The organism is Terrabacter tumescens (assembly GCF_014646815.1).
In the GTDB taxonomy this organism is placed as follows: domain Bacteria; phylum Actinomycetota; class Actinomycetes; order Actinomycetales; family Dermatophilaceae; genus Terrabacter; species Terrabacter tumescens.
Genome location: NZ_BMNZ01000008.1, coordinates 157,148 through 176,905, shown reverse-complemented (window position 1 = coordinate 176,905; position 19,758 = coordinate 157,148). Strand labels below are relative to the sequence as shown.

The following is a 19,758-nucleotide window of genomic DNA, read 5'->3' as shown; positions in this document are numbered from 1 at the left end:
GGTAGCGGCGCAGGCCGCCGTCGAAGGTGCGGCGGGTCGAGTCCATCGCGACGAGGGTGCCGGTGTCGGGGTGGGTGAACAGCCGCCGCAACCACACGCCCGCCGCCTTGGCCCCGGCGTCACCCTGGGCGGCGGTCCCGGTGGCGGTCCCGGTGGCCGACCCGGTGGCGGTCCCGGTGGCCGACCCGGTGGCGTAGCGGAGTCGGGTGAGGAGGTCGCGGACCCAGGCGGCGGGGACGGGGCCGTAGCCGGTGAGGTGGGCGGGGGTGTCGTCGCCGGCGAGGAGGGCCTGGTCGGTCATGACGAGCTGGATCTCGACGGGGACCTGGTCGGGGGCGGCTTGTCCGGTGAGGCGGGTGACGAGGGTGTCGGCCATGACCTGGCCCTTGCCGCGTTCGTCGCCGGCGGCGCGGGCGGTGTCGGCGGCCGCGGTGAGGGCGGCGTGGGCGGCGACGGCCTGGGCGACGGGCAGCAGCGCGGTGAGGTAGGCCATGGTGTCCGGGGCGGGGCGCAGTGTGACGCGCCGGTCGGACTCGGTCTTCGCGGCGCGGGCCATGACCGAGGCGGCGTCGATGCGGTAGGCGACGGCCCGGACCCTCCGGGCGAGCTCGCGGTCGCCGAGTGCGGCGACGGGCTGGGTGGGGTCGGTGATGACTTCGGCGTCGACGAGGCGCCGGTCTGCCGGGTCGAGGGCGGCGGTCTCGCGGACGATGATCTGGGCGCGCCACTCGCTCAGCTGCCCGGCCTCGAGCGCTGCCAGGGTGTGCGGCAGGTCCGTCGTCAAGGCCAAGGCCAACCGGACGTGCCCGGCGCCCTGCACGGGTGACTCGTGCCGGGCGAGCGCGACCTGCGCCGCGACCCCCGTCATCCCCGACGGCCGCCGCCGACGCCGACGCCGCTGCGACCCCGCGCCACCGTCATCGGTCCCGGCCCCCGAGCGCGCCCTGCTCGCGCTGTCCCCGTCCGCGAAGGTCGCGGCGCGGGCCTGGTCCCGCGCCGCGCGCCACCCGTCGAAGTCGCCGGCGTCGGAGCATTCCCGCGCCCGCTGCGACCAGGCCTGCGCGACCTGCTCCTGGGAGTCGACGAACGCCGCCGTGACCCGTACCTGCGCCGCGGCCACCGCGGACTTCACCCGCTCGAGCACCGCGAGCTGGTCGATCAGCACCTGATCAGTGACTCCGGCCGGGCCGGACTCGCCACCCGCGCCGACGTGCGACAGCGTCGACACGAGAGCCTCGAGGCCCTCCGTCGTCGCCACCGCCGCATCATCGAACATGTGTTCTGTTCTACCCGAAAAGGGACGCGATCAACAGAGGTCATCCACAGCGAATCTCGCTGATGCGCAGTCAGATTCGTCCCCCTGACAAACGCCGGGCTCGGGACCTCCGAGCTCGGGTGCGCTCAGCCCGGGGACTGGGTGGGGTCGGCGACCCACGGCCCCAGCGGCGGGTCCCACCGGCGGACGACGCGTCGCAGCACGTAGCCGCCGAGCCAGTAGGGGTCCTGGTCGAACGTCTCCGTCACGGCCTCGACCGAGTCGGCGGAGTAGACGATGAGGGCGGCGTTGGCCGGCTCCTGGTCGGTCGTCTCGCCCTCGCTCACCTCGTCGAGGCCGTCCTGGTACATCCCCGCGACGAGCAGTCCGGGCAGTCCCACGAGGAAGTCCCGGTGCTCCGGGCGGATCGTCAGCATCTCGGTCACGTCGTCGGGATAGGTGTAGTGGATCGCAAAGATCGCCACGGGTGGGCCTCCAGTCGGCAGGTGGTCGTCGGTGGTCAGCTGGTCGTGATCCGGTGTGCTCCGGCATACACGTTGAGGCGGCTCCCACGCACGAAGCCGAGCAGGGTCATCCCCGCGTCGTCGGCACACTCGACGGCGAGCGACGAGGGGGCGGAAACCGCTGCGAGGCAGGGGATCCCCGCCATGATCGCCTTCTGCGTCAGCTCGAACGAGGCGCGCCCCGACACGACGAGTACGCAGCCCACTCCCGGCACGCGCCCCTCCTGGAGCGCCCAGCCGACGACCTTGTCGACGGCGTTGTGCCGGCCGACGTCCTCACGCACGACGAGCAGCTCGCCGTCGGCGGTGAACAGGCCGGCTGCATGCAGGCCGCCCGTCTTGTCGAACGACCGCTGCTCGCCGCGCAGCGCGTCGGGCAGCTCGGCGATGACCGTGGCCGAGAACTCCGTCACGTCCGAACGCACGTCGAAGGCCGACTGGGCCCGCAGCTGCTCGATGCTCGCCTTGCCGCAGACGCCGCACGACGAGTTCGTGAAGAAGGCCCGCGTCGCCGAGGCGTCCGGCGCCGCGACCCCAGGGGCGAGGGTGACGTCGATGACGTTGTAGGTGTTCTCGTCGAAGCCGCTCTCGCCGGACACGACCGCACCCTCGCAGTAGCGGGCCAGCGCGATGTCCTCGGCCGACCGGATGAGCCCCTCCGACATGAGGAAACCGTGGACGAGCTCGATGTCGTGACCCGGCGTGCGCATCGTGACCGTGAGCGGCGTCCCGTTGACGCGCAGCTCGAGCGGCTCCTCGACGGTGAGCGTGTCGGGGCGGGTGGTGGTCGAGGGCATGGCGAGGTCGATCGTCGTGACCTTGCGCCGTACCGTCACCCGTCCCATGCACCCAGCCTGCCAGACTCGCAGGGTGCAGCCCTCCCCAGCCACCGTGCCGGCCGTCGTCGTCGTCCTCACCGGCGGCGCGTCCCGCCGCATGGGCTCGCACAAGCCGCTGCTCGACGTGGGTGGTCGCCCCCTCGTCGCCCGCGTGCTCGACGCGGCCGGCGGGCACCCCGCGCTCGTCGTCGGCCCGGGCCAGGGCGTCCCCGACGGCGTCCGTGTCGTCATGGAGCCGGTGCCCGGGGGTGGTCCCGTCGCCGGCCTCGCCGCCGCCGTCGCCGCGCTGACGTCCGACCCGGACACACCGCTTCCGTATGCCGTCACCGTCCTCGCCGCCGACCTGCCCTTCGTCACCTCCGCCCATGTCGAGCGGTTGCTCGAGGCCCTGGACGAGGCCGACCTGGCCGTCACCGTCGACCGGGACGGTCGGCGCAACTGGCTCTGCGCGGCCTGGCGTCTCACCACGCTCCGGGCCCGGCTCGAGGAGCTCGGCGACGCCTACGGAGCCAGCATGCGGGCCCTCGCAGACGGCATACGCACGCAGTCCGTCGACGACCCGGCCGACCTGGCGCTCGACGTCGACACGCCGACCGACCTGGCCCGTGCGCGCGAGCGTGCGGACGCCGCTCCGACGGCCGACTGAGGCCGGTTCGAACGACCGCTGAGGGCTCGCCCGGCTGACTCTGGGAAATCGCCCAAGCCGCGCCCTGCGGCGAATCCTCTTGCAGCCAAGCGCTACTCAGAACTTGGAACGCATATGGCAAAGACTTGGTAAGCCCCGTTGACCGGTGGAATCCGCGACTGCCAACGTCGCGCTCGTTCCGGCCCGATCTCAAGTCGTGGGATGGCGGAACTCCCTCCAAGCGGCGTTCCAGCCGCATCTCGACAAGGAGCAACCAGTGAATCGACTGAAGTCTGGGCTGGCGACCGGAGGGCTGCTCGCCCTCGCCCTCGCCATCTCGCCGGCGATCCCGGCGGGCGCAGCGGCCGGAGCAGGGCGCGACAAGGCGCCGGCACCCGAGTCGCAGAGCCTCAAGGCGACCGAGCAGTCCCGAGCGGCATCGTCCGCGAGCGCCCTCGGCCTCGCCTCCGGCGAGAAGCTCACCGTCAAGTCCGTCATCGCGGACCCGAACGGTGCCACGCACGTCCGCTACGAGCGCACCATCAACGGCCTCCGCGTCATCGGGGGCGACTTCGTCAGCCACAAGGACTCCTCCGGCGCGGTCAAGAGCGTCACGTGGAACATCCGCAAGAGCGTCACCCCGTCGACGATGACCCCGACGGTCTCCAAGAGCGAGGCCCACCGGGCCGGTCTCGCCGCCTCCAAGGCCAACAAGGAGACCGCGACGCCGGGCGAGCTCGTCGTCTTCCAGTCGGCCGCCGGCCCCAAGCTGGCCTACGAGGTCATCACCGAGGGCATCAAGGCCGACCAGACCCCGACCAAGCTCCACACGATCGTCGACGCCACCACCGGCAAGACGCTGACGAGCTGGGACGACGTCAAGGAGGGCACCGGCAACGGCATCTTCGTCGGCTCGGTCACGCTCGCCACGACGGCCGGCACGAGCTACACGATGAAGGACACGCACGGCAACTACACGACCGACCTCAACCAGGCGACGTCCGGCACCGGCACGACGTTCACCGACGCCGACGACGTCTGGGGCAACGGCCTGCAGAGCAACCGCCAGTCGGCCGCCGTCGACGCCCACTACGGCGCCGGCAAGACGTACGACTACTACAACACCCAGCTCGGCCGCGCCGGCATCTGGAACAACGGCACCGGCGCCCGCAGCCGCGTCCACTACGGCCAGAACTACGTCAACGCCTTCTGGGACGGCACGCAGATGACGTACGGCGACGGCGCGAACAACGCCGCCCCGCTCGTCGAGCTCGACGTCGCCGGCCACGAGATGAGCCACGGCGTCACCGAGAACACCGCCGGCCTCGCCTACTCCGGCGACGCGGGCGGTCTCAACGAGGCGACGTCCGACATCTTCGGCACCGCCGTCGAGTGGTACGCCAACAACCCCTCCGACACGCCGGACTACAACATCGGCGAGGAGATCAACCTCAACGGCAACGGCACGCCGCTGCGCTACATGGACAAGCCGAGCAAGGACGGCGCCTCGAAGGACTGCTGGAGCAGCTCGCTCGGCGGCCTCGACCCGCACTACTCCTCGGGCCCGCTGAACCACTGGTACTACCTGGCCTCCGAGGGCTCGGGCGCCAAGACCATCAACGGCGTCAGCTACAACAGCCCGACCTGCAACTCGTCGACGGTGACCGGCATCGGCCACACCAAGGTCGAGAAGATCTGGTACCGCACGCTGTCGACGTACCTCACCTCGAGCAGCAACTACGCGGCGGCGCGCACCGGCGTCATCAAGGCGGCCAAGGACCTCTACGGCGCCGGCTCGGCCGAGTGCACCGCGGTCGACAAGGCCATGGCTGCCATCTCGGCCCCGGCCAGCACCGAGACGTGCGGCGGCACCACGCCCCCGCCCACCGGCGGTTCGCTCGTCAACGGCGGCTTCGAGTCCGGCCAGACCGGCTGGACCGGCACCACCGGCCCGATCACGAACAACACGGGTCGCCCGGCTCGCACCGGCTCCTACAAGCTGTGGCTCGGCGGCAACGGCACCTCCGGCTCGGAGAGCGAGTCGCAGACCTTCGCCGTCCCGTCCACGGCCACCTCGCCGACGCTGACGTACTACATCCGCATCGACACGGCCGAGACGTCGACGAGCAGCGCCTACGACACGGCCACGGTCCAGATCAACGGCGTCACGAAGCAGAGCTACTCCAACCTGTCGACGCCCAAGGCGTCCTACGTCCAGAAGACGATCGACCTGACGGCCTACAAGGGCACCAACGTCACGCTGAAGTTCGCCGACACCGAGGACTCCTCGCTGCAGACGAGCTTCGTCATCGACGACGTCTCGACGAACTTCTGAGCGACGGAGCCCACCGGGCTGCGTGAGCAGCCCTGAACGTCACGCACCACCAGAGGTCGGTATGCCGCGGGGTCACGCCCCGCGGCATACCGGCCTTCGTGCGTGTGGCGGGCAGCTCGCGGGCGCCGGATTGGCTCTGAGCGGGCGAGGTCGTAGCGCGGGCGAGGTCGTAGCGCGGGCGAGGTCGGCGACCGGGCGACGTCAGCGAGCGGGCGAGGACGCCGAGGACGCCGAGGACGTCGTCGGTGTCGTGCAGCGGGTCGTCGCCGGCACGGAGAGCGTCACGTCGCCGACGAGCACGCCGACGAGCCCGGAGACCTCGCCGAGCGAGGGGCCGCTGAGGTCGATCGGGCGGGCCTCGTCGTCGGTCACGGTGATGGTGATGGGGTCGGTGACCGCGTCGGGGGCGTCGGGGGTGTCAGGACCCACCGGGCCCTGGTCGCCGGGGAGGTCGCTCGTGGGCAGGTCGGTCGTCGACGGGTCGAGGCGCAACGTCGCGAGGAGCGAGACGAGCCGGCGCTGCTGCGCCGGCGCGAGGGTGCACACCCGGCCGTGGACCGAGCGGGTCTCGACGTGCAGCCGGCCGTCGAGGTCGAGCACGATGCGGTCGTCGAAGCCGGCGATGCCGCCCGTCCGACGCAGGGTCAGGGGGAAGGTCGGCCCGTAGGAGGGCGGGGCGGCGTCGCTGCCGCCGGAGCCGATCCGCGGCTGCGTGGACGTCGAGGACCGCGTCGACCCGCCGGACCCGCTGGAGCTCTGGGTCGTCGCGCCCACGGCACCAGGGCTGTCGGAGCTGTCGGTGGACACGTCCGACCCGCACCCCCCGACGAAGAGTGCTGCGATGGCCAAGCCCACGCACAGGCCTGCGCGCCCCATGTGATCCATGGTGCGCCCTCTCGGCGGGCCATGCACGTCGGTTCGGGGGGACGGGGGGCAACGCTTCGGTGACAGTTTCAAGTGGCGGGCCTCAAGGTGCACGGGAATGCTCGGAGTCAGAGGTGTGTCGCGGCACGGAGCCGGACGCACCGAAAACCGCAGGGACGTCGCCGCCGATGGACCCATATCGGCAACCAGGCGTCCTGCGGTCCCAGTGATACGAAAGGGACGATCGAGTGATACCCAACTCCACACCGCACCGAACTCCAGGGGCCCGCAGAGTGCGCCGGTCCGTGGCAGCGTTCGGTGCGCTCGCAGCCGTCACCGCGGGCATGGCGTTCGCCAGCCCGACGGCGCAGGCCGCCGACCCCGCCGCTGCCGCGGGAGCCAGTGGTGCCGCCTCCGGCGCGGGCAGCGACCCGTCCAGCCGGGAGCGCGCCTTCGCCGCCGCGTCCGCCGAGTACGGCGTGCCGCGCACCGTCCTCGAGGCGGTGTCGTACGCCCAGACGCGCTGGGACTTCAACCCCGGGCACAGCACGTCGGGCGGCTACGGCCCGATGCACCTCGTCGACGCGAACCTCGGGTCGGCGTCCGAGGGCAAGGGCCTCGGCGAGGCCCCGGCACCCGCCCCGGCCCCCGTGGCCGACACGCTCGGCCGCGCCGCCACGCTGACCGGCCTCTCGGAGGATGCGCTGCGCACCGACGAGCTCGCCAACATCCGCGGTGGCGCCGCGCTGCTCGCCGCCACGCAGAAGCGGCTCGGGCTGCCGACGGGCGAGTCCACCGACGCGGGCCAGTGGTTCGCGGCGGTCGCGGACGCGTCCGGCTCGGCCGAGGAGGACGTCGCGGCCGCCTTCGCCGATGACGCATACTCCGTGATCTCCTCGGGCGCGTCCCGGCGCACCGTCGACGGCAAGCAGGTCTCGCTCGTCCCCTCGAAGGTCACGCCGCAGGCGGCCCAGGTCAAGCGACTCGGCCTGGTCGCGAAGAAGACGAAGGACAACGGCCCGGTCGACTGCCCGCCCGGGCTCGACTGCGCGTGGGTCCCGGCGCCCTACGAGAGCCTGGGCTCCGACCCCGGCGACTACGGCAACCACGACCTGGCGAGCCGCCCGACCGCGCCGAAGATCACCAACATCGTCATCCACAACACCGAGGCGACCTACGACACGACGCTCAAGCTCGTGACCGACCCGACGTACCTCGCGTGGAACTACACCCTGCGCAGCTCCGACGGCCAGATCGCCCAGCACCTCGAGTCCAAGGACGTCGGCTGGCACGCGGGGAACTGGTACGTCAACGGCCACTCGATCGGCCTGGAGCACGAGGGCTTCGCCGCCACGGGTGCCGAGTGGTTCAGCGAGCCGATGTACCGCTCGTCGGCACGTCTCGTGCGCTACCTCGCCACGAAGTACGACATCCCGCTCGACATGCAGCACGTCTTCGGCCACGACCAGATCCCCGGCGTGACGCCTGCCAACGTCGCCGGCATGCACTGGGACCCGGGCCCCTACTGGAACTGGGAGCACTACTTCCAGCTCCTCGGCGCACCGCTGCAGGCACACACCTCCGGCAACGCCAAGGACCTCGTGCGCATCCTGCCCGGCTTCGAGGACAACCGTCAGCCGGTGACGTTCTGCGACGGCAAGGTCGCCGACAGCTGCGGCTCGCAGCCGACGAACTTCGTCTACCTGCGCACGGCCCCGTCCGCTGACGCGCCGCTCGTCAACGACATCGGCCGCAAGGCCAACGGTGCCCCCTCGACGACGTCGGTCTCCGACATCGGCGCTCGCGCCCAGGCCGGCCTGACCTTCGCGGTCGCCGAGCGCCGCGGTGACTGGACCGCCATCTGGTTCAACGGCGTCAAGGGCTGGTTCCTCAACCCGGTCGCCGATCCGACGGCCGTCCCGGTCAAGGGCTCCTACGTCGTGCCCAAGGCGGGCCTGGCCAAGGCGCCCGTCTACGGCCGCGCCTACCCCGAGGCGTCCGCCTACCCGGCGGGCATCCCGGCCCAGGCCGTCGCGCCGCTGCAGTACACCTTCGCCGCAGGCCAGCGGTATGCCGTGGGCGACCTCACGGTGCCGACGGACTACTACCGCGCGACGACCTACTCGGCCGACACCCCGAACGACCACGTCGACGTCGTCGGTCAGGACCGCTACTACCAGATCTCGCTCGGCCACCGCTTCGCGTACGTGCGCGCCGCGGACGTCGACGTCGTCCCGGCCCAGTAGGCGGTCACCTCACAGTCGAGTGCCCACTTCCCCACGTCGGGAAGTGGGCACTCGACATATCCAAGCTCGAGTGGTCACTTTCCTGCGTCGGGAAGTGAGCACTCGACGGGTCTCGGGGCCCCCGCTACGACGAGTGCTCACTTTCCTGCGTCGGGAAGTGGGCACTCGACTTGGGGTTGGGGGTCAGCGGAGGTCGTAGGCCTTGAGGAAGCTGATGATGAAGGGCGCCGCGCCCGTCACGCCGTTGTCGCCGACCTCGTTGTAGGCGGCGATCGCGATGTCGCCGCGGCCGGCGACCATCCAGACGTGGGTGTCGGGCGGGTTCTTCGTGCCGAACTCGGCGGTGCCGGTCTTGGCGTACTCCACCCCGAGCGGCTTCAGCACCGTGCCGGAACCCTCGGCCACGACGTCGCGCATCTCCGCGCGCAGCACGCCGGCCTCGGTGGGGTCGAGCGGCGTGGCCGGCTTGGGCAGGGCGGGCGCGTCGGCGACGAGCTGCGGCCGGACCGTCTGGCCCTTCATGACGGAGGCGACGACGAGGACCATCGTCAGCGGCGAGGCCTCGACGCGGCCCTGCCCGATGAACGACGCCGCGTGCTCGACGACGTTGTCGGTCTTGGGCACCGACCCGAGGAAGCCGGTGAACGGCAGGTCGAGCTTCTCGCCCATCCCGAGCGACTGGGCGGCGCTGATGAGGTCGTCCTGGCTGACCTTCTCGTACTGGCTGATGAAGGCCGTGTTGCAGGAGTAGGCGAGCGCCGTGCGCATCCGGATGTCGCCGAGGTGCTTGGCCGGGTAGGTCGTGTAGTTGCTGAACTTGCGCCCGTTGACGGTGAGCGTCGGCGTGCACGGCAGCTTGGTGTCGGCCGTGGCGCCCTTGCGCACGTTGGCGAGCGAGCTGACGATCTTGAAAGTGGAGCCGGGCGCCTCCTTGCCGGCGAGGGCGAGGGTCGCGCCGTTCGCGCCCGGGCCGACGGCGGCGGCGAGCACCTCGCCGGTCGAGACGCGGAGCGCGACGAGGGCGGTCGGGTGCGCGGTCTGCTTCGCGAGGGCTGCCTCGGCCGCGGCCTGGGCCTTCTGGTCGAGGGTGATCGTCAGCGGCTTGCCGTCGGTCGACTGCTCGGCGAAGAGCTCGCGCTTGTCGATGGCGCTGCCGTCGGCGCCCCGCTTGACCGCCTGGACGGCGAGACCCGGGGTGCCGCGCAGCTGCGCGTCGTAGCGGTACTGCAGCCCCGTCTTGCCGACGGTGTCGCCGGGCTGGAGGGTGTCCTTGGAGGCCTTGATCTGCTCGGCGGTGGCCTCGCCGACGGTGCCGAGGATCGGGGCGGCGAAGGTGCGGCTGGGGCCGAGCACCTGCATCGCGGGCACGGTGATCGCGCCCTTGACCTTGGCGATGGCGGCCCCGTTGCGCTCGAGGATCGGGTCGGTCTCGCGCAGCGTGACGCCCTCGACGAACGCCTTGGAGCCAGCGGCCGACACCTTGGCGGCGAACCGGCCCGGGTCGATCCCGATGAGCGCCGCGAGCTTCTTGGCCGAGGCGGTGGCCTCGCCGCCCGACACCTTGGTCTTGTCGATGCCGACGGCGGCGACCTCGCGCTCGGTCATGATCTTGCCGCCGGAGGAGTCGACGATGTCGGCGCGCTGCGGCCACTTGCGGGCGAGGTCGAGCGTCTCGTCGGAGGTCAGCTGGGGCGCGACGACGCCGGGCGTCCACGACACCTGCCACTGGTCGTCGACGAGGGTCATGTTGACCCGCGTCTCGTAGGTCCAGTCGGTTGCGGACTTCGAGACGTCCCAGCGGGTGAAGAGCGTCGCGGTCGCGTGGTCGGAGCCCTCGTTGTGGCTCATCTCGCTGAGCGACACCTGGGGCCGCAGGGTGCCGAGGTCCTTGTAGGCGGCCTGCACGAAGGCGGTCGCCTTGGCCGGCGTGGTGCCCTTGAACGTGACGGCGCCGAGGTCGGCCTTGGCCAGGCCGGTGGCGAGGGCGCGTGCGGCGTCGCCGGGGTCGGGCGGCGACTGGAACATCGAGCAGCCGGCCGACAGCGTGCCGACGAGCACGCCCGTGAGGGAGACGGAGACGAGAGTCCTGGAGCGAGATCCCCTGAGCATGTGCCCACGGTACGTGCCGCCCCGCGACGCCCCGGTCATGAGGCCGTGACGTCGGCGTGACGATCCTGTGCAGGAGCGGTCGTATGCCGTGTGGCCGGGCTCGGCGGCACCGCTGCGCCTCGCATGGGCCGCTTGGGCCGCGTGGGCCGGGTGGCGGGACGCCGCACGCGCAGCACCGAGCCGAGGAGGCCGACGACGACCGCGACGACGTAGACGCCCCAGGCCTGGCGGTCGGGGCCGATGGCGGCGAGGAAGACGTCGCGGCTGGCCTCGACGTGGTCGCGCAGGCTGTCGGGCAGGCCGGAGCGGGGCCGCAGGTAGGCGACGAGGTAGGAGAAGGCCGTCTGGCCGGCGGCGCCCATCGCGACGAGGAGCAGCACGGCGACCCAGGCGAGCAGGCGCCGGGCCGGTCGCAGGCCGAGACCGACGAGGGCCAGTCCGGCTGCGACGCCGACGACGACCGGTGTCCACCGCAGGGCGCTGATCGCGCGCTCGACACCGATCAGCGCCACGAGGACGGCGCTGACCCAGCTGCCGAGGGCGACGGCGAGCGGCGCTGCGGCCAGGGCGCGCAGCACCGGACCGCCGAGCACGACGAGCAGCCCGAGTGCGATCCCGAGCAGGGTGCCGGCGACGGCGACGGCGAGCATGCCGAGCAGCACGCGGTCGTCGCGGTCGAAGTCACTGCCGAGCTGGCGGGTGGCACCGGCCGACTGGGCGATGGCGTAGGCGGCGGCCGAGAGGGCGCCGAGCGCGGCGAGGACGCCGACGACGAGGCGCCGGCGGTCGCGGCGCCCGGCCCAGAGCACGGCCAGGGCAGCGATGCCGCCACCGATGAGGGTGATGGTCACGAGCAGGCCGAGGCGGGCCGTCGTGAAGGGCAGCAGGCTGATGTAGCCGTCGGTCGCCGAGCCGGTCGCGACGTCGTACGGCCAGTCGCGTGGCGACTGCGCACCGAGCCCGTCGAGGACCCAGGGGAGCGCCCCGCCGAGCCACCACGCCGCGGCCGCAAGGGGCAGCACGGGCCACACCCGGGCCCGGACCCACCCGGGCCGAGCTCCTCCACGCATGCCGACGCCGCTGTCCACGCGCAGATCCGATCATGTCTGCCCGACATGCGCCAGTCGCGCCAGTCGCGGCGTCGCCCTCAGCGCTCGGGCCGCCAGAGCTGCACGGAGGCGACGGGCTCGAAGCCCGCGGACAGGAAGGCGCGCAGGGCGCGCGCGTTGCCCGGGGCGCAGGCCGCGACCACGACCTCGCCCTCCGGAATGAGCGTCAGCGCGTCGCGCACGACATCGGCGCCGACGTGGTCCTTGGCCGGGTCGGTCTCGAGGCTGACCTCGGGCAGCCCACCCAGCCCCGTCGAGAGGGTCACGAGCGTGTGGTCGTCCGGCGCGGCATACCCGAACGTCGTGACGTCGCTGCGCACGGACGTCGCGTGCTCGGCGCGCGGGTGGTTGCGCAGGTCGCTGCGCGGCACGAGCGTCGGCTCGCCGCCGGCGCCGCGGGCCACGAGGATGATGTCGAGGGCGTCGATCCAGCCGGTGCCGGCGAGGCGCGAGACGAGGCGCGGGTTGCTCGCGCCGCCGAAGCCGTCGGGGCTCAGCGAGACGAGCGTGCCGTCCGAGACGTCGTCGTCGACCGCGAGGAAGGCGTGACCGGTGAAGGCGACCACACCCTCGACTCCGGGGCGCCACGGCGCGACGCGCTGCCACCCGCCGTCGACGGCGGGGAAGTCGCCACCTGCGGCCTTGCTGAGGACTTCGGCGATGGGGTGCACGCCGTCCATCAAACCCGCCACGTCGCAGCGCCGCCCGTCGGGGTCCACCTGCTGGCACGCCGACGGGTAGGTTGAGGCCATGTCACGACCGCACGCGGCCGCCATCATCGAGGACACCGTCCACGAGCAGGTCGAACGCGTGCTCCGCAGCCGTGGCTGGGGCAACCGCATCATCACGCACGTCGGCTACGGCTCGTCGTCCTTCGTCCGCGTCTACGCGCGGGTCCTCCTCGGGCGCAAGGGTCGTGAGCACATTGAGGGGCCCGAACCGCGTCAGGACGCGACCGGCGCCCTGAGCCCGGCCCACTACGACCGCGGCTGGCGCGCCTTCATCACCTCGCCCGCCACGGGCGTCCCGGTCAAGGTGACGGTCGGCGACCGCGAGGTCTACGGCCGGTCCGACCGCGGCGGCCACGTCGACATCGTGGCCCGCGACCACGGACTCGAGCCCGGCTGGCAGCAGGTCGTCGTCGAGGTGCAGGGCGCCGACCCGGTCGCCGCCGACGTCTTCATCGTCGCCGACGGGGTCACGCACGGCATCGTCAGCGACATCGACGACACCGTCATCACGACGATGCTGCCGCGCCCGATGATCGCGGCCTTCAACACGTTCGTGCGCCGCGGCAAGGCACGGCACGCGGTCTCGGGCATGGCCCCGATGTACCGCCGGATCCTCTCGGCCCATCCGGGCGCGCCCATCGTCTACGTCTCGACGGGGGCGTGGAACACCGCCGCCACCCTCAACCGCTTCCTCGTCGAGAACGGCTTCCCGCTCGGGCCGCTCATGCTCACCGACTGGGGGCCCACCAACACCGGGTGGTTCCGCAGCGGGCAGGCGCACAAGCGCACGAGCCTCGACCGCCTCGCCCGCGACTTCCCCGACATCAGGTGGCTGCTCGTCGGCGACGACGGTCAGCACGACCCCCAGATCTACGCCGACTTCGCCGAGGCCAGGCCCGAGCGCGTCGACGCCATCTGCATCCGGCACCTGTCACCGACGGAGCAGGTGCTGTCCAACCCGATGAAGATCGACTCACCGATCCGGCCGTGGGCCTCTCGCTCCGTGCCGACCTACTCCGCGGCGGACGGGCACGGGCTGCTGCGGGTGCTCGACGCGGCCGGCAAGGTGGGCGAGGTCGTCGCGAGCGACGAACAGCCCTCGCGACCGGGCCGTTCCGTCGCCCCCGGATGACAGACTGGGGCCATGCCTGAGCTGCCGGAGGTGCAGGCGCTCGTCGACTTCCTCGCCGAGCGGACGGACGGTCTCGCCATCACGGGGGTCGAGCTCGCCTCGTTCAGCGTGCTCAAGACCTTCAACCCGCCGCCGCAGGCGCTCGAGGGAGCGCCCATCGACGGCGTCCACCGCCACGGCAAGTTCCTCGACATCGACGCCGACGGCACCCACCTCGTCTTCCACCTCGCCCGCGCGGGGTGGCTGCGCTGGTCCGACCAGCTGCCCACGACCGTCGTGCGTCCCGGCAAGTCGCCGATCGCCCTGCGGGTGCGGCTGTCCGACGGCTCGGGCTTCGACCTGACCGAGGCCGGCACGAAGAAGTCGCTCGCCGCCTACATCGTCAAGGACCCGGCCGAGGTGCCCGGCATCGCACGCCTCGGGCCCGACCCGATGGCCGACGACTTCACCCTCGAGCGGTTCCGGTCGATGCTCGACGGCCGGCGCACCCAGATCAAGGGTCTGCTGCGCGACCAGGAGTTCATCGCCGGCGTCGGCAACGCGTACTCCGACGAGATCCTGCACGTCGCCAAGATCAGCCCCTTCGCCATCGCGGGCACGCTCGCTCCCGAGGTCGTCGACCGGTTGTATGCCGCGTTGCGCGACACGCTGGAGAGCGCGGTCGCGACGGCGTCGGGCAAGCCGGCCAAGGAGCTCAAGGACGCCAAGCGCGCCGGCATGCGCGTGCACGCCCGCACCGGCGAGGCCTGCCCGGTGTGCGGCGACGTCGTGCGCGAGGTGTCCTTCGCCGACACCTCGCTCCAGTACTGCGCGACGTGCCAGACCGGCGGCAAGCCGCTCGCCGACCGCCGGATGTCACGGCTGCTCAAGTAGCCGCGGGGCCGTGAGGTGCGACCACAGGTCGGGCCCGCGGGACGAGGTAAGGGTCGGGCTAGAGGGTCGGGCGCACCGAGGTCACGGCGCCGGTCGAGCCCAGGACGACCTGAGGGGCGCGGGACTCACCGAAGGTGAACAGCCCGCCGAGGGAGCCGGCCCAGGCGTCGGCCGACCCGTCGCCGATGCGGCCGAGGCCCCAGTTGTCCTCGATGAGGCGCAGGATCGAGGCCTGGTCGGTCTGCCGGTGGTCGACGTAGTTCGTCCGCGCGAAGGGCGAGACGACGATGAGCGGCTGTCGCGGCCCGGGCCCGCAGCGGTCCTGGTAGCCGCGGGCGATCGGCACCCCAGCCGCCGCGGCGTCGCGGCAGAAGGCCGCGTCGTCACTCGTGTTCGAGGCGTTCTGCAGCTTCGCGGCGACGTGGTCGTACCACCCGTCGGAGTCGTCGTAGGCGAGGATGATCGCCGTGTCCTTCCAGTGCTTGCTCTGCTGGATCGCGTTGACCTGCTTGACGATGAACCGCTGCTCGTCGATGGGGTCGGAGTAGCCCGCGTGGCCGTCCTGGTAGTTCGCGGCCTTGAGGAAGCTGACGGCGGGAAGGTTGCCGCTCGCGACGACCCGGTCGAAGTCCGACAGGTCGTACTGGTGGTTGGCCCGGCCCGCGTGGCCGATCTCGGCGAGACTCGCGGGCGCCAGGTGATGCGGGTTGGCCGTCGACGCGTAGTACTGGAAGGGCTGGTGGTGTGGGTTGTAGTCGGTCGAGCTCACCCCGGCCACGTTGCGGTGCGAGGTGAGGCAGGCGGCGGGCTTGCCCGGGGCCGCGGCGGTCGTCGGGGTGAAGCCGCCCTGGAACCAGCCCCACGTGATGCGCTTGGCGTTGAGCAGGTCACCGATGTTGCGGCCCGTCATGGCGGCGAGCGGGTTGCGCCTCGTGTGGCTGGCGTTGGAGCAGTCGTCGTAGACGGGGTCGGGGTCGCCGGTCATGGTGCCGACGCCGTTCGCGTCCGGGAAGCGCACCGTGTAGTCGCCGGTCGACGGGGTCGCCGCGGGCTTGCCGTCGGCGGTGAACTCCTTGACGCCGTGGGTCTGCCCGGAGACGAGGTTGATCGCGCCGGGCGTGGACGGCCCGAAGGTCGTGCTGAAGGCGTGGTCGCTCATGGCGTAGTGCTGCGCGTAGTTCCAGAGGGCGGCCACGGTGTTGCCGTCGTAGTAGTTCATCGTCAGGCCCGGCCGGCCGTAGGCCGGGGCGGAGCACGTGTCCTCGCTCGTGAACTCGACGAACTGGTCCATCGCTCCGGAGTGGTAGGCCTTCTGCTCGTTGGTGTAGTTGTGGTCCTGGTCGCACGTCACGGCCTGGCCCGGCGTCAGCCGCTCCGGCTGCGACGCGTTGGGGTTGTCCGGCGCGAGCAGGCCGTCGTGGGCGAGCGTGGCGATGTCGCTCGGGGTGCCCGCCGCGGCCGTGAAGCGGGGAGCCGGCGTCGTCGAGCCCTGGAGAGTCTCGCCCGGGAGGTTGGCAGCACGCGGGTAGGTCGCGAAGTAGTGGTCGAACGACACGTTCTCGCCGAAGATCACGACGACGTGCTTGATCGGGGTCGACGTCCGGTGAGAGGGCGAGGCCCAGGAGCCCGGCTCGTGGTGGACCACGGCGGCGTCGGCGGCAGTGTCAGCGGCAGCGATGACCGGCGTGACGAGGGCGGCAGCGCCGAGCCCTGCGAGCGCGAGACGGACCGGACGTTTCATGGGTCTCCTCCGACGGTCTGCGGTCGGCCTGGGCGGGTGCGCCGAGGCGCGTTGCCGGCCCGCGCCGCTCACGCTAGCCCCGGCCGCAGGCCACGCGGGAGGCCCGGACGCCGTCCCTTAAGGAGTGTTTGCCCGAAATGCGCCAGCGCTTGGCCATCCTGTCAGCGAACTCCCAGCAAAAGCACAGGTTGGACGTCGACCGACCCATCGCGAGCCATCGGTCGGACGAGATGGGCTCGGGCTGCAACGATTCCCGGTCCGTGGTTGTCTTCCCCATCATGAAGCCGATGACGCCCAGGACCCCGGCCGTGCTCGCCACCATCGCAGCGGTGCTCGTGACGAGTGCCTGCGGTCAGGCGACACCGTCCCCGGGGGTGGCCACGCCTGCCGGTGGGGGGAGCGGCGGCACGGCGTCCTCGACGTCGGCGCACGCTGCGTCGACCCAGACCGTGACGGTCGGCGACGTGCGACTCGAGGCGACGATGGCGCCGGGTGGTCCGAAGCCGGCCGGCACGACGGGGGCGGGGATCGCCGCCATGCCGGGTCTGGTCGTCGACTACACCGTGACCAACACCGGCTCGAAGCCGCTCCTCGCCTACGACGTCGTGCCCGCGGACCTCGGCAGCGCCGCGCTGGCAGCCGACGTCGACGCCAAGCACGCCTGGGTCTACGAGCAGTCCGGCGTGCTGCGCATCAGCAAGCAGGGGTTCGCGACGAGCCCCAACGTGCGCTTCGCCGCCGCCCCCGTCATGGGTGGCCATGTCGTCCCCGCGGGCGCCTCGGTCAGCGGGAAGGCGTATGCCGCGTCGCCCCTGAAGCTCGACGTGCCCGGTGAGTCCTTCGTGGCCCCCCGTGCCGCCGTCGACCCGGGCGTGAAGCAGTGGCAGTTCTGCGTCCAGGTGGCCGACCGTGCGGCGCAGTCCCGTCCGTCGGCGGTGGGTGGCGGGGTCGTCGAGGCCGCCTCGATGGCACCGCAGGGGGACGAGCTCGTGTGCACGCCGCCGGCGCCGATCCCCGTGTCCTGAGGGCCCAGAGGCGTCAGAGGCGTCAGAGGCGGATCGAGAGGTGGCCGCCGCCCACCATGCCCATGCAGCTGAAGAGCATGAAGGAGCCGGGCCAGGTCGCGGCGGCCAGCAGGCACCACGTCTTGACCGACTGCGACGCGGCGCGGGCGCCGTCCCAGTCGCCCAGCGCCCACTTCGGGCTGACCTGCGTGGACTTGGCGATGGCGACGATCCCGAACGGCGTGAAGCAGAAGATCGTGCAGAGGATCGCCCAGCCGAGGCGGGTCGACGGCGGTGGTGCCTGGCCCGGGCGGGGGCCCACCCACTCGGCGATGGGGGTTGCGGCATACGGCAGCGGGTCGACCCGGTTGGCGGGCGGCGGCAGCGGGACCGGCGCAGCGGGCGGTGACGTCGGCGGAGCGTCCGGCCCGACCGGCGGCGTGGACCCGGGAGCCACGCCCGGAGTGGGCGAAGTGGACTGCGGCGACTCGAGGTCGGGCAGCCACTGGGACCACGTGTCCTGCGTGGGGTCGGGTCGTCGGTCGTCCATGGTCCGGGTGCTCCTGGCTCGAACGTGCCATCGGTGGGTCACTGGTGAGACCCGTCAGGAGCGACAGCGTTCCATGCGCAGGGGCGGCCCGTCCGCGAACCGGACGAATCGACCCGTCAGATGATGCTGGGGTCGCCGTCCGCCGCGAGCTGTTTGCCAGCCCGCTGCCACTCGACCATGCCGCCCTCGACGTTGGCGACGTCGTAGCCCTGCTGCACGAGCCACTGCACGGCGCGCGCGGACCGGCCGCCCATGCGGCACACGATGGCGACGGTGTCGTCGGTGTCCGGCAGCTCGTCGATGCGGGACGGCAGCTCGCCGAGCGGGATGTGGATGGCGTTCGGGGCGTGCCCGGCGGCCCACTCGTCGGCCTCGCGGACGTCGACGAGGACGGCGTCGTCGGGCAGCTCGGACACAGTGGTCGTGGGGATGCTCATGTGCTCCATCGTGACACGGTGGCCGGGTCGGTCAGGACGCGCGGGCGACGAGCGTGTTGAGCACGGCGGCCGCCTCGTCGGCGTCGTCGACGGTCACGAGGACGTCGGACTCGCCGAGCCGGCGGACGACGAGCGCCTCGCCGCCGCGGGTCACGTAGCCGCGCCGGCCGTCCATCCCGATGCGCCAGCCCCAGCCGCCGAAGTCGCGCATCGGCCGGACGGTGGTGGTGTCGGCGGAGGCGACCCGCTCGAGCGGCACCTTCGACCACGTGAAGCCGGCGCTCGAGACACGCAGGCCCGCGGCGTCGACGGTGACGCGTGCCGACAGGGTCACGGCGAGCAGAGCGCCGAGGCCGATCGCGAGGACCCACACCCACGGGTGCCCAGCCAGCGCGACCCAGACGAGTGGCAGGGCGACGACGACGGCGAGGACCATCGTCGGACGCACCGGCAGGCTCGCCCGACCGGTCCATCCGAGCCGGGTCGAGGCGGGCACGTCGAGACGGGCGGCATCGGCCGGCAGCGGCTCGCGGTGGCCGGCGGTCCCGGGAGGCGTCGTGCGTCCCCAGCGCCACAGGCCGAGGGCGACGAGTGCGGTGAGCACGAGGGTGGGCGCCACCCACTGTGGCGGGAAGGCCTGGGCGGCCTGACCCGGTCTCTGCGCGACGAGTCCGCCGAAGAGCAGGCCGCCGAGGAAGACGGCGAGCCCACCGACGATGGCGGCGACAGGGCCGCGGGCTGACCGGTGCATCAGGGTGCCGAGCCCGACGAGCGCGAGCGGGACCACCGCCGTGATCACGGCCGCGGTGGTCACCGCGCCGGTGAAGGAGGTGAAGCGGTCGGGCGCGCCGTCGATGCCCCAGTGCACGGCCAGCTCGTCGGGCAGACGGTCGCGGACGGCATACGCCATCGCGGTGCCGGAGGCGGCCACGACGGGAGCGAGGACGGCGCTCGCGACGAGGGCATGGGTGGGTCGGCGGTCGGTGGTCATCGCTGGAACTCGCTCTCGATGAGTCGGGTCAGGTCGGTCGGGGTGGCGCCGAGGAGACGGGCCTCGGCGACGATCTCGGTGACGAGGGTGCGCAGTCGGGCGTCCCCGCCGGGATCGGTCGCGGTGACGACCGCGCCCCGTCCGCGGCGCAGGTCGATGAGGCCCTCGTCGCGCAGGGACTGGTAGGCCCGCAGCACCGTGTGGAGGTTGACGTCTAGGACGGCGGCGACCTCCTTGGCGGAGGGGAGTCGGTCGCCGCGCGCCAAGCGCCCGGAGGCCATCTCCCGTCGCACGCAGGCCGCGACCTGGACGTGCAGGGGAGTGTTCGAGGTGGGGTCGACCTGCCACAGCATAGTTATAGTATGACTATAACTAGTCAGTGTTTGCAAACGA

The 19,758-nt window shown here is 72.2% G+C and carries 18 protein-coding genes; 6 read left to right on the top strand and 12 right to left on the bottom strand.

The window, feature by feature from the left end:
* The 3 genes from IEY30_RS19140 to fdhD all read right to left on the bottom strand — a co-directional run.
* Positions 1 to 1,276: DUF222 domain-containing protein (locus IEY30_RS19140; RefSeq protein WP_188960172.1), on the bottom strand; the 1,276-nt coding region annotated here is incomplete at its 3' end.
* 125 nt (positions 1,277 to 1,401) lie between these two features.
* Positions 1,402 to 1,740 carry a YciI family protein gene (locus IEY30_RS19135; RefSeq protein WP_030202272.1) on the bottom strand — a complete coding sequence of 113 codons (339 nt, stop codon included), beginning with the start codon at positions 1,738 to 1,740 and terminating at the stop codon, positions 1,402 to 1,404.
* Positions 1,741 to 1,775: 35 nt separating this feature from the next.
* A complete protein-coding gene (gene fdhD, locus IEY30_RS19130) occupies positions 1,776 to 2,624 on the bottom strand; it encodes a formate dehydrogenase accessory sulfurtransferase FdhD (protein ID WP_030202275.1) in 849 nt (282 codons plus the stop codon).
* A 25-nt stretch (positions 2,625 to 2,649) separates the two neighbouring features.
* Here fdhD and mobA point away from each other — a divergent pair, with 25 nt between their 5' ends.
* Positions 2,650 to 3,264 (top strand): molybdenum cofactor guanylyltransferase, encoded by a 615-nt coding sequence (mobA, locus tag IEY30_RS19125; protein ID WP_162181025.1) that lies wholly within the window; start codon positions 2,650 to 2,652, stop codon positions 3,262 to 3,264.
* Between the two features lie 256 nt (positions 3,265 to 3,520).
* The gene (locus IEY30_RS19120) at positions 3,521 to 5,578 is read left to right on the top strand and encodes a M4 family metallopeptidase (RefSeq protein ID WP_030202279.1); all 2,058 of its coding nucleotides are present in this window, start codon (positions 3,521 to 3,523) and stop codon (positions 5,576 to 5,578) included.
* A gap of 201 nt (positions 5,579 to 5,779) precedes the next feature.
* On the opposite strand, the gene IEY30_RS19115 is transcribed toward IEY30_RS19120, so the two are convergent.
* On the bottom strand, positions 5,780 to 6,454 hold the full coding sequence (locus IEY30_RS19115; protein WP_229675100.1) for a hypothetical protein: 675 nt from the start codon (positions 6,452 to 6,454) through the stop codon (positions 5,780 to 5,782).
* Positions 6,455 to 6,747: 293 nt separating this feature from the next.
* Between IEY30_RS19115 and IEY30_RS19110 the strand changes: the two genes are divergently transcribed.
* Positions 6,748 to 8,688, top strand: a complete 1,941-nt coding sequence (locus IEY30_RS19110; protein ID WP_229675099.1) for an N-acetylmuramoyl-L-alanine amidase — start codon at positions 6,748 to 6,750, stop codon at positions 8,686 to 8,688.
* A gap of 183 nt (positions 8,689 to 8,871) precedes the next feature.
* On the opposite strand, the gene IEY30_RS19105 is transcribed toward IEY30_RS19110, so the two are convergent.
* The 3 genes from IEY30_RS19105 to IEY30_RS19095 are packed head-to-tail and all read right to left on the bottom strand — an operon-like array spanning position 8,872 to position 12,658.
* Positions 8,872 to 10,797, bottom strand: coding sequence for a penicillin-binding transpeptidase domain-containing protein (locus IEY30_RS19105; protein WP_043417322.1), 1,926 nt, complete (start codon positions 10,795 to 10,797; stop codon positions 8,872 to 8,874).
* 35 nt (positions 10,798 to 10,832) lie between these two features.
* Positions 10,833 to 11,885 carry a hypothetical protein gene (locus IEY30_RS19100; protein WP_156035462.1) on the bottom strand — a complete coding sequence of 351 codons (1,053 nt, stop codon included), beginning with the start codon at positions 11,883 to 11,885 and terminating at the stop codon, positions 10,833 to 10,835.
* A gap of 59 nt (positions 11,886 to 11,944) precedes the next feature.
* Complete coding sequence (locus IEY30_RS19095; protein ID WP_229675098.1) at positions 11,945 to 12,658, bottom strand: N-acetyltransferase; 714 nt, start codon at positions 12,656 to 12,658, stop codon at positions 11,945 to 11,947.
* Here IEY30_RS19095 and IEY30_RS19090 point away from each other — a divergent pair.
* Both IEY30_RS19090 and IEY30_RS19085 read left to right on the top strand, forming a co-directional pair.
* Entirely contained in the window at positions 12,657 to 13,769 is a 1,113-nt protein-coding gene (locus IEY30_RS19090) for an App1 family protein phosphatidate phosphatase (protein ID WP_030202294.1), read from the top strand. The two genes, IEY30_RS19095 and IEY30_RS19090, sit on opposite strands and share 2 nt — an antisense overlap.
* Before the next feature lie 12 nt (positions 13,770 to 13,781).
* Complete coding sequence (locus IEY30_RS19085; RefSeq protein WP_030202296.1) at positions 13,782 to 14,642, top strand: Fpg/Nei family DNA glycosylase; 861 nt, start codon at positions 13,782 to 13,784, stop codon at positions 14,640 to 14,642.
* 58 nt (positions 14,643 to 14,700) lie between these two features.
* Here IEY30_RS19085 and IEY30_RS19080 read toward each other — a convergent pair whose 3' ends face one another.
* Positions 14,701 to 16,383, bottom strand: a complete 1,683-nt coding sequence (locus IEY30_RS19080) for a phospholipase C (RefSeq protein ID WP_030202298.1) — start codon at positions 16,381 to 16,383, stop codon at positions 14,701 to 14,703.
* A gap of 287 nt (positions 16,384 to 16,670) precedes the next feature.
* Here IEY30_RS19080 and IEY30_RS19075 point away from each other — a divergent pair, with 287 nt between their 5' ends.
* Positions 16,671 to 17,408, top strand: coding sequence for a hypothetical protein (locus IEY30_RS19075; RefSeq protein ID WP_156035463.1), 738 nt, complete (start codon positions 16,671 to 16,673; stop codon positions 17,406 to 17,408).
* Positions 17,409 to 17,430: 22 nt separating this feature from the next.
* Here IEY30_RS19075 and IEY30_RS19070 read toward each other — a convergent pair whose 3' ends face one another.
* The 4 genes from IEY30_RS19070 to IEY30_RS19055 form a co-directional block, all read right to left on the bottom strand.
* Positions 17,431 to 17,937, bottom strand: a complete 507-nt coding sequence (locus tag IEY30_RS19070) for a CD225/dispanin family protein (RefSeq protein WP_052358908.1) — start codon at positions 17,935 to 17,937, stop codon at positions 17,431 to 17,433.
* 116 nt (positions 17,938 to 18,053) lie between these two features.
* Positions 18,054 to 18,383: a rhodanese-like domain-containing protein gene (locus tag IEY30_RS19065; RefSeq protein ID WP_043417302.1), complete on the bottom strand. Its 330-nt coding sequence runs from the start codon at positions 18,381 to 18,383 to the stop codon at positions 18,054 to 18,056.
* Positions 18,384 to 18,405: 22 nt separating this feature from the next.
* Positions 18,406 to 19,365, bottom strand: a complete 960-nt coding sequence (locus IEY30_RS19060; protein WP_030202316.1) for a DUF1648 domain-containing protein — start codon at positions 19,363 to 19,365, stop codon at positions 18,406 to 18,408.
* The gene (locus IEY30_RS19055; protein ID WP_030202318.1) at positions 19,362 to 19,718 is read right to left on the bottom strand and encodes a GntR family transcriptional regulator; all 357 of its coding nucleotides are present in this window, start codon (positions 19,716 to 19,718) and stop codon (positions 19,362 to 19,364) included. Before IEY30_RS19055 ends, IEY30_RS19060 begins: the two co-directional genes overlap by 4 nt.
* Positions 19,719 to 19,758: the final 40 nt, after the last annotated feature.

Coding starts and splice junctions, on each gene's coding strand:
- IEY30_RS19065 (WP_043417302.1), bottom strand. CDS start 18,383: ATGGAGCACATGAGCATCCCCACGACCACTGTGTCCGAGCTGCCCGAC.
- IEY30_RS19075 (WP_156035463.1), top strand. CDS start 16,671: ATGACGCCCAGGACCCCGGCCGTGCTCGCCACCATCGCAGCGGTGCTC.
- fdhD (WP_030202275.1), bottom strand. CDS start 2,624: ATGGGACGGGTGACGGTACGGCGCAAGGTCACGACGATCGACCTCGCC.
- IEY30_RS19095 (WP_229675098.1), bottom strand. CDS start 12,658: ATGGCCTCAACCTACCCGTCGGCGTGCCAGCAGGTGGACCCCGACGGG.
- IEY30_RS19085 (WP_030202296.1), top strand. CDS start 13,782: ATGCCTGAGCTGCCGGAGGTGCAGGCGCTCGTCGACTTCCTCGCCGAG.
- IEY30_RS19115 (WP_229675100.1), bottom strand. CDS start 6,454: ATGGGGCGCGCAGGCCTGTGCGTGGGCTTGGCCATCGCAGCACTCTTC.
- IEY30_RS19055 (WP_030202318.1), bottom strand. CDS start 19,718: ATGCTGTGGCAGGTCGACCCCACCTCGAACACTCCCCTGCACGTCCAG.
- IEY30_RS19080 (WP_030202298.1), bottom strand. CDS start 16,383: ATGAAACGTCCGGTCCGTCTCGCGCTCGCAGGGCTCGGCGCTGCCGCC.
- IEY30_RS19070 (WP_052358908.1), bottom strand. CDS start 17,937: ATGGACGACCGACGACCCGACCCCACGCAGGACACGTGGTCCCAGTGG.
- IEY30_RS19105 (WP_043417322.1), bottom strand. CDS start 10,797: ATGCTCAGGGGATCTCGCTCCAGGACTCTCGTCTCCGTCTCCCTCACG.
- IEY30_RS19090 (WP_030202294.1), top strand. CDS start 12,657: ATGTCACGACCGCACGCGGCCGCCATCATCGAGGACACCGTCCACGAG.
- IEY30_RS19060 (WP_030202316.1), bottom strand. CDS start 19,365: ATGACCACCGACCGCCGACCCACCCATGCCCTCGTCGCGAGCGCCGTC.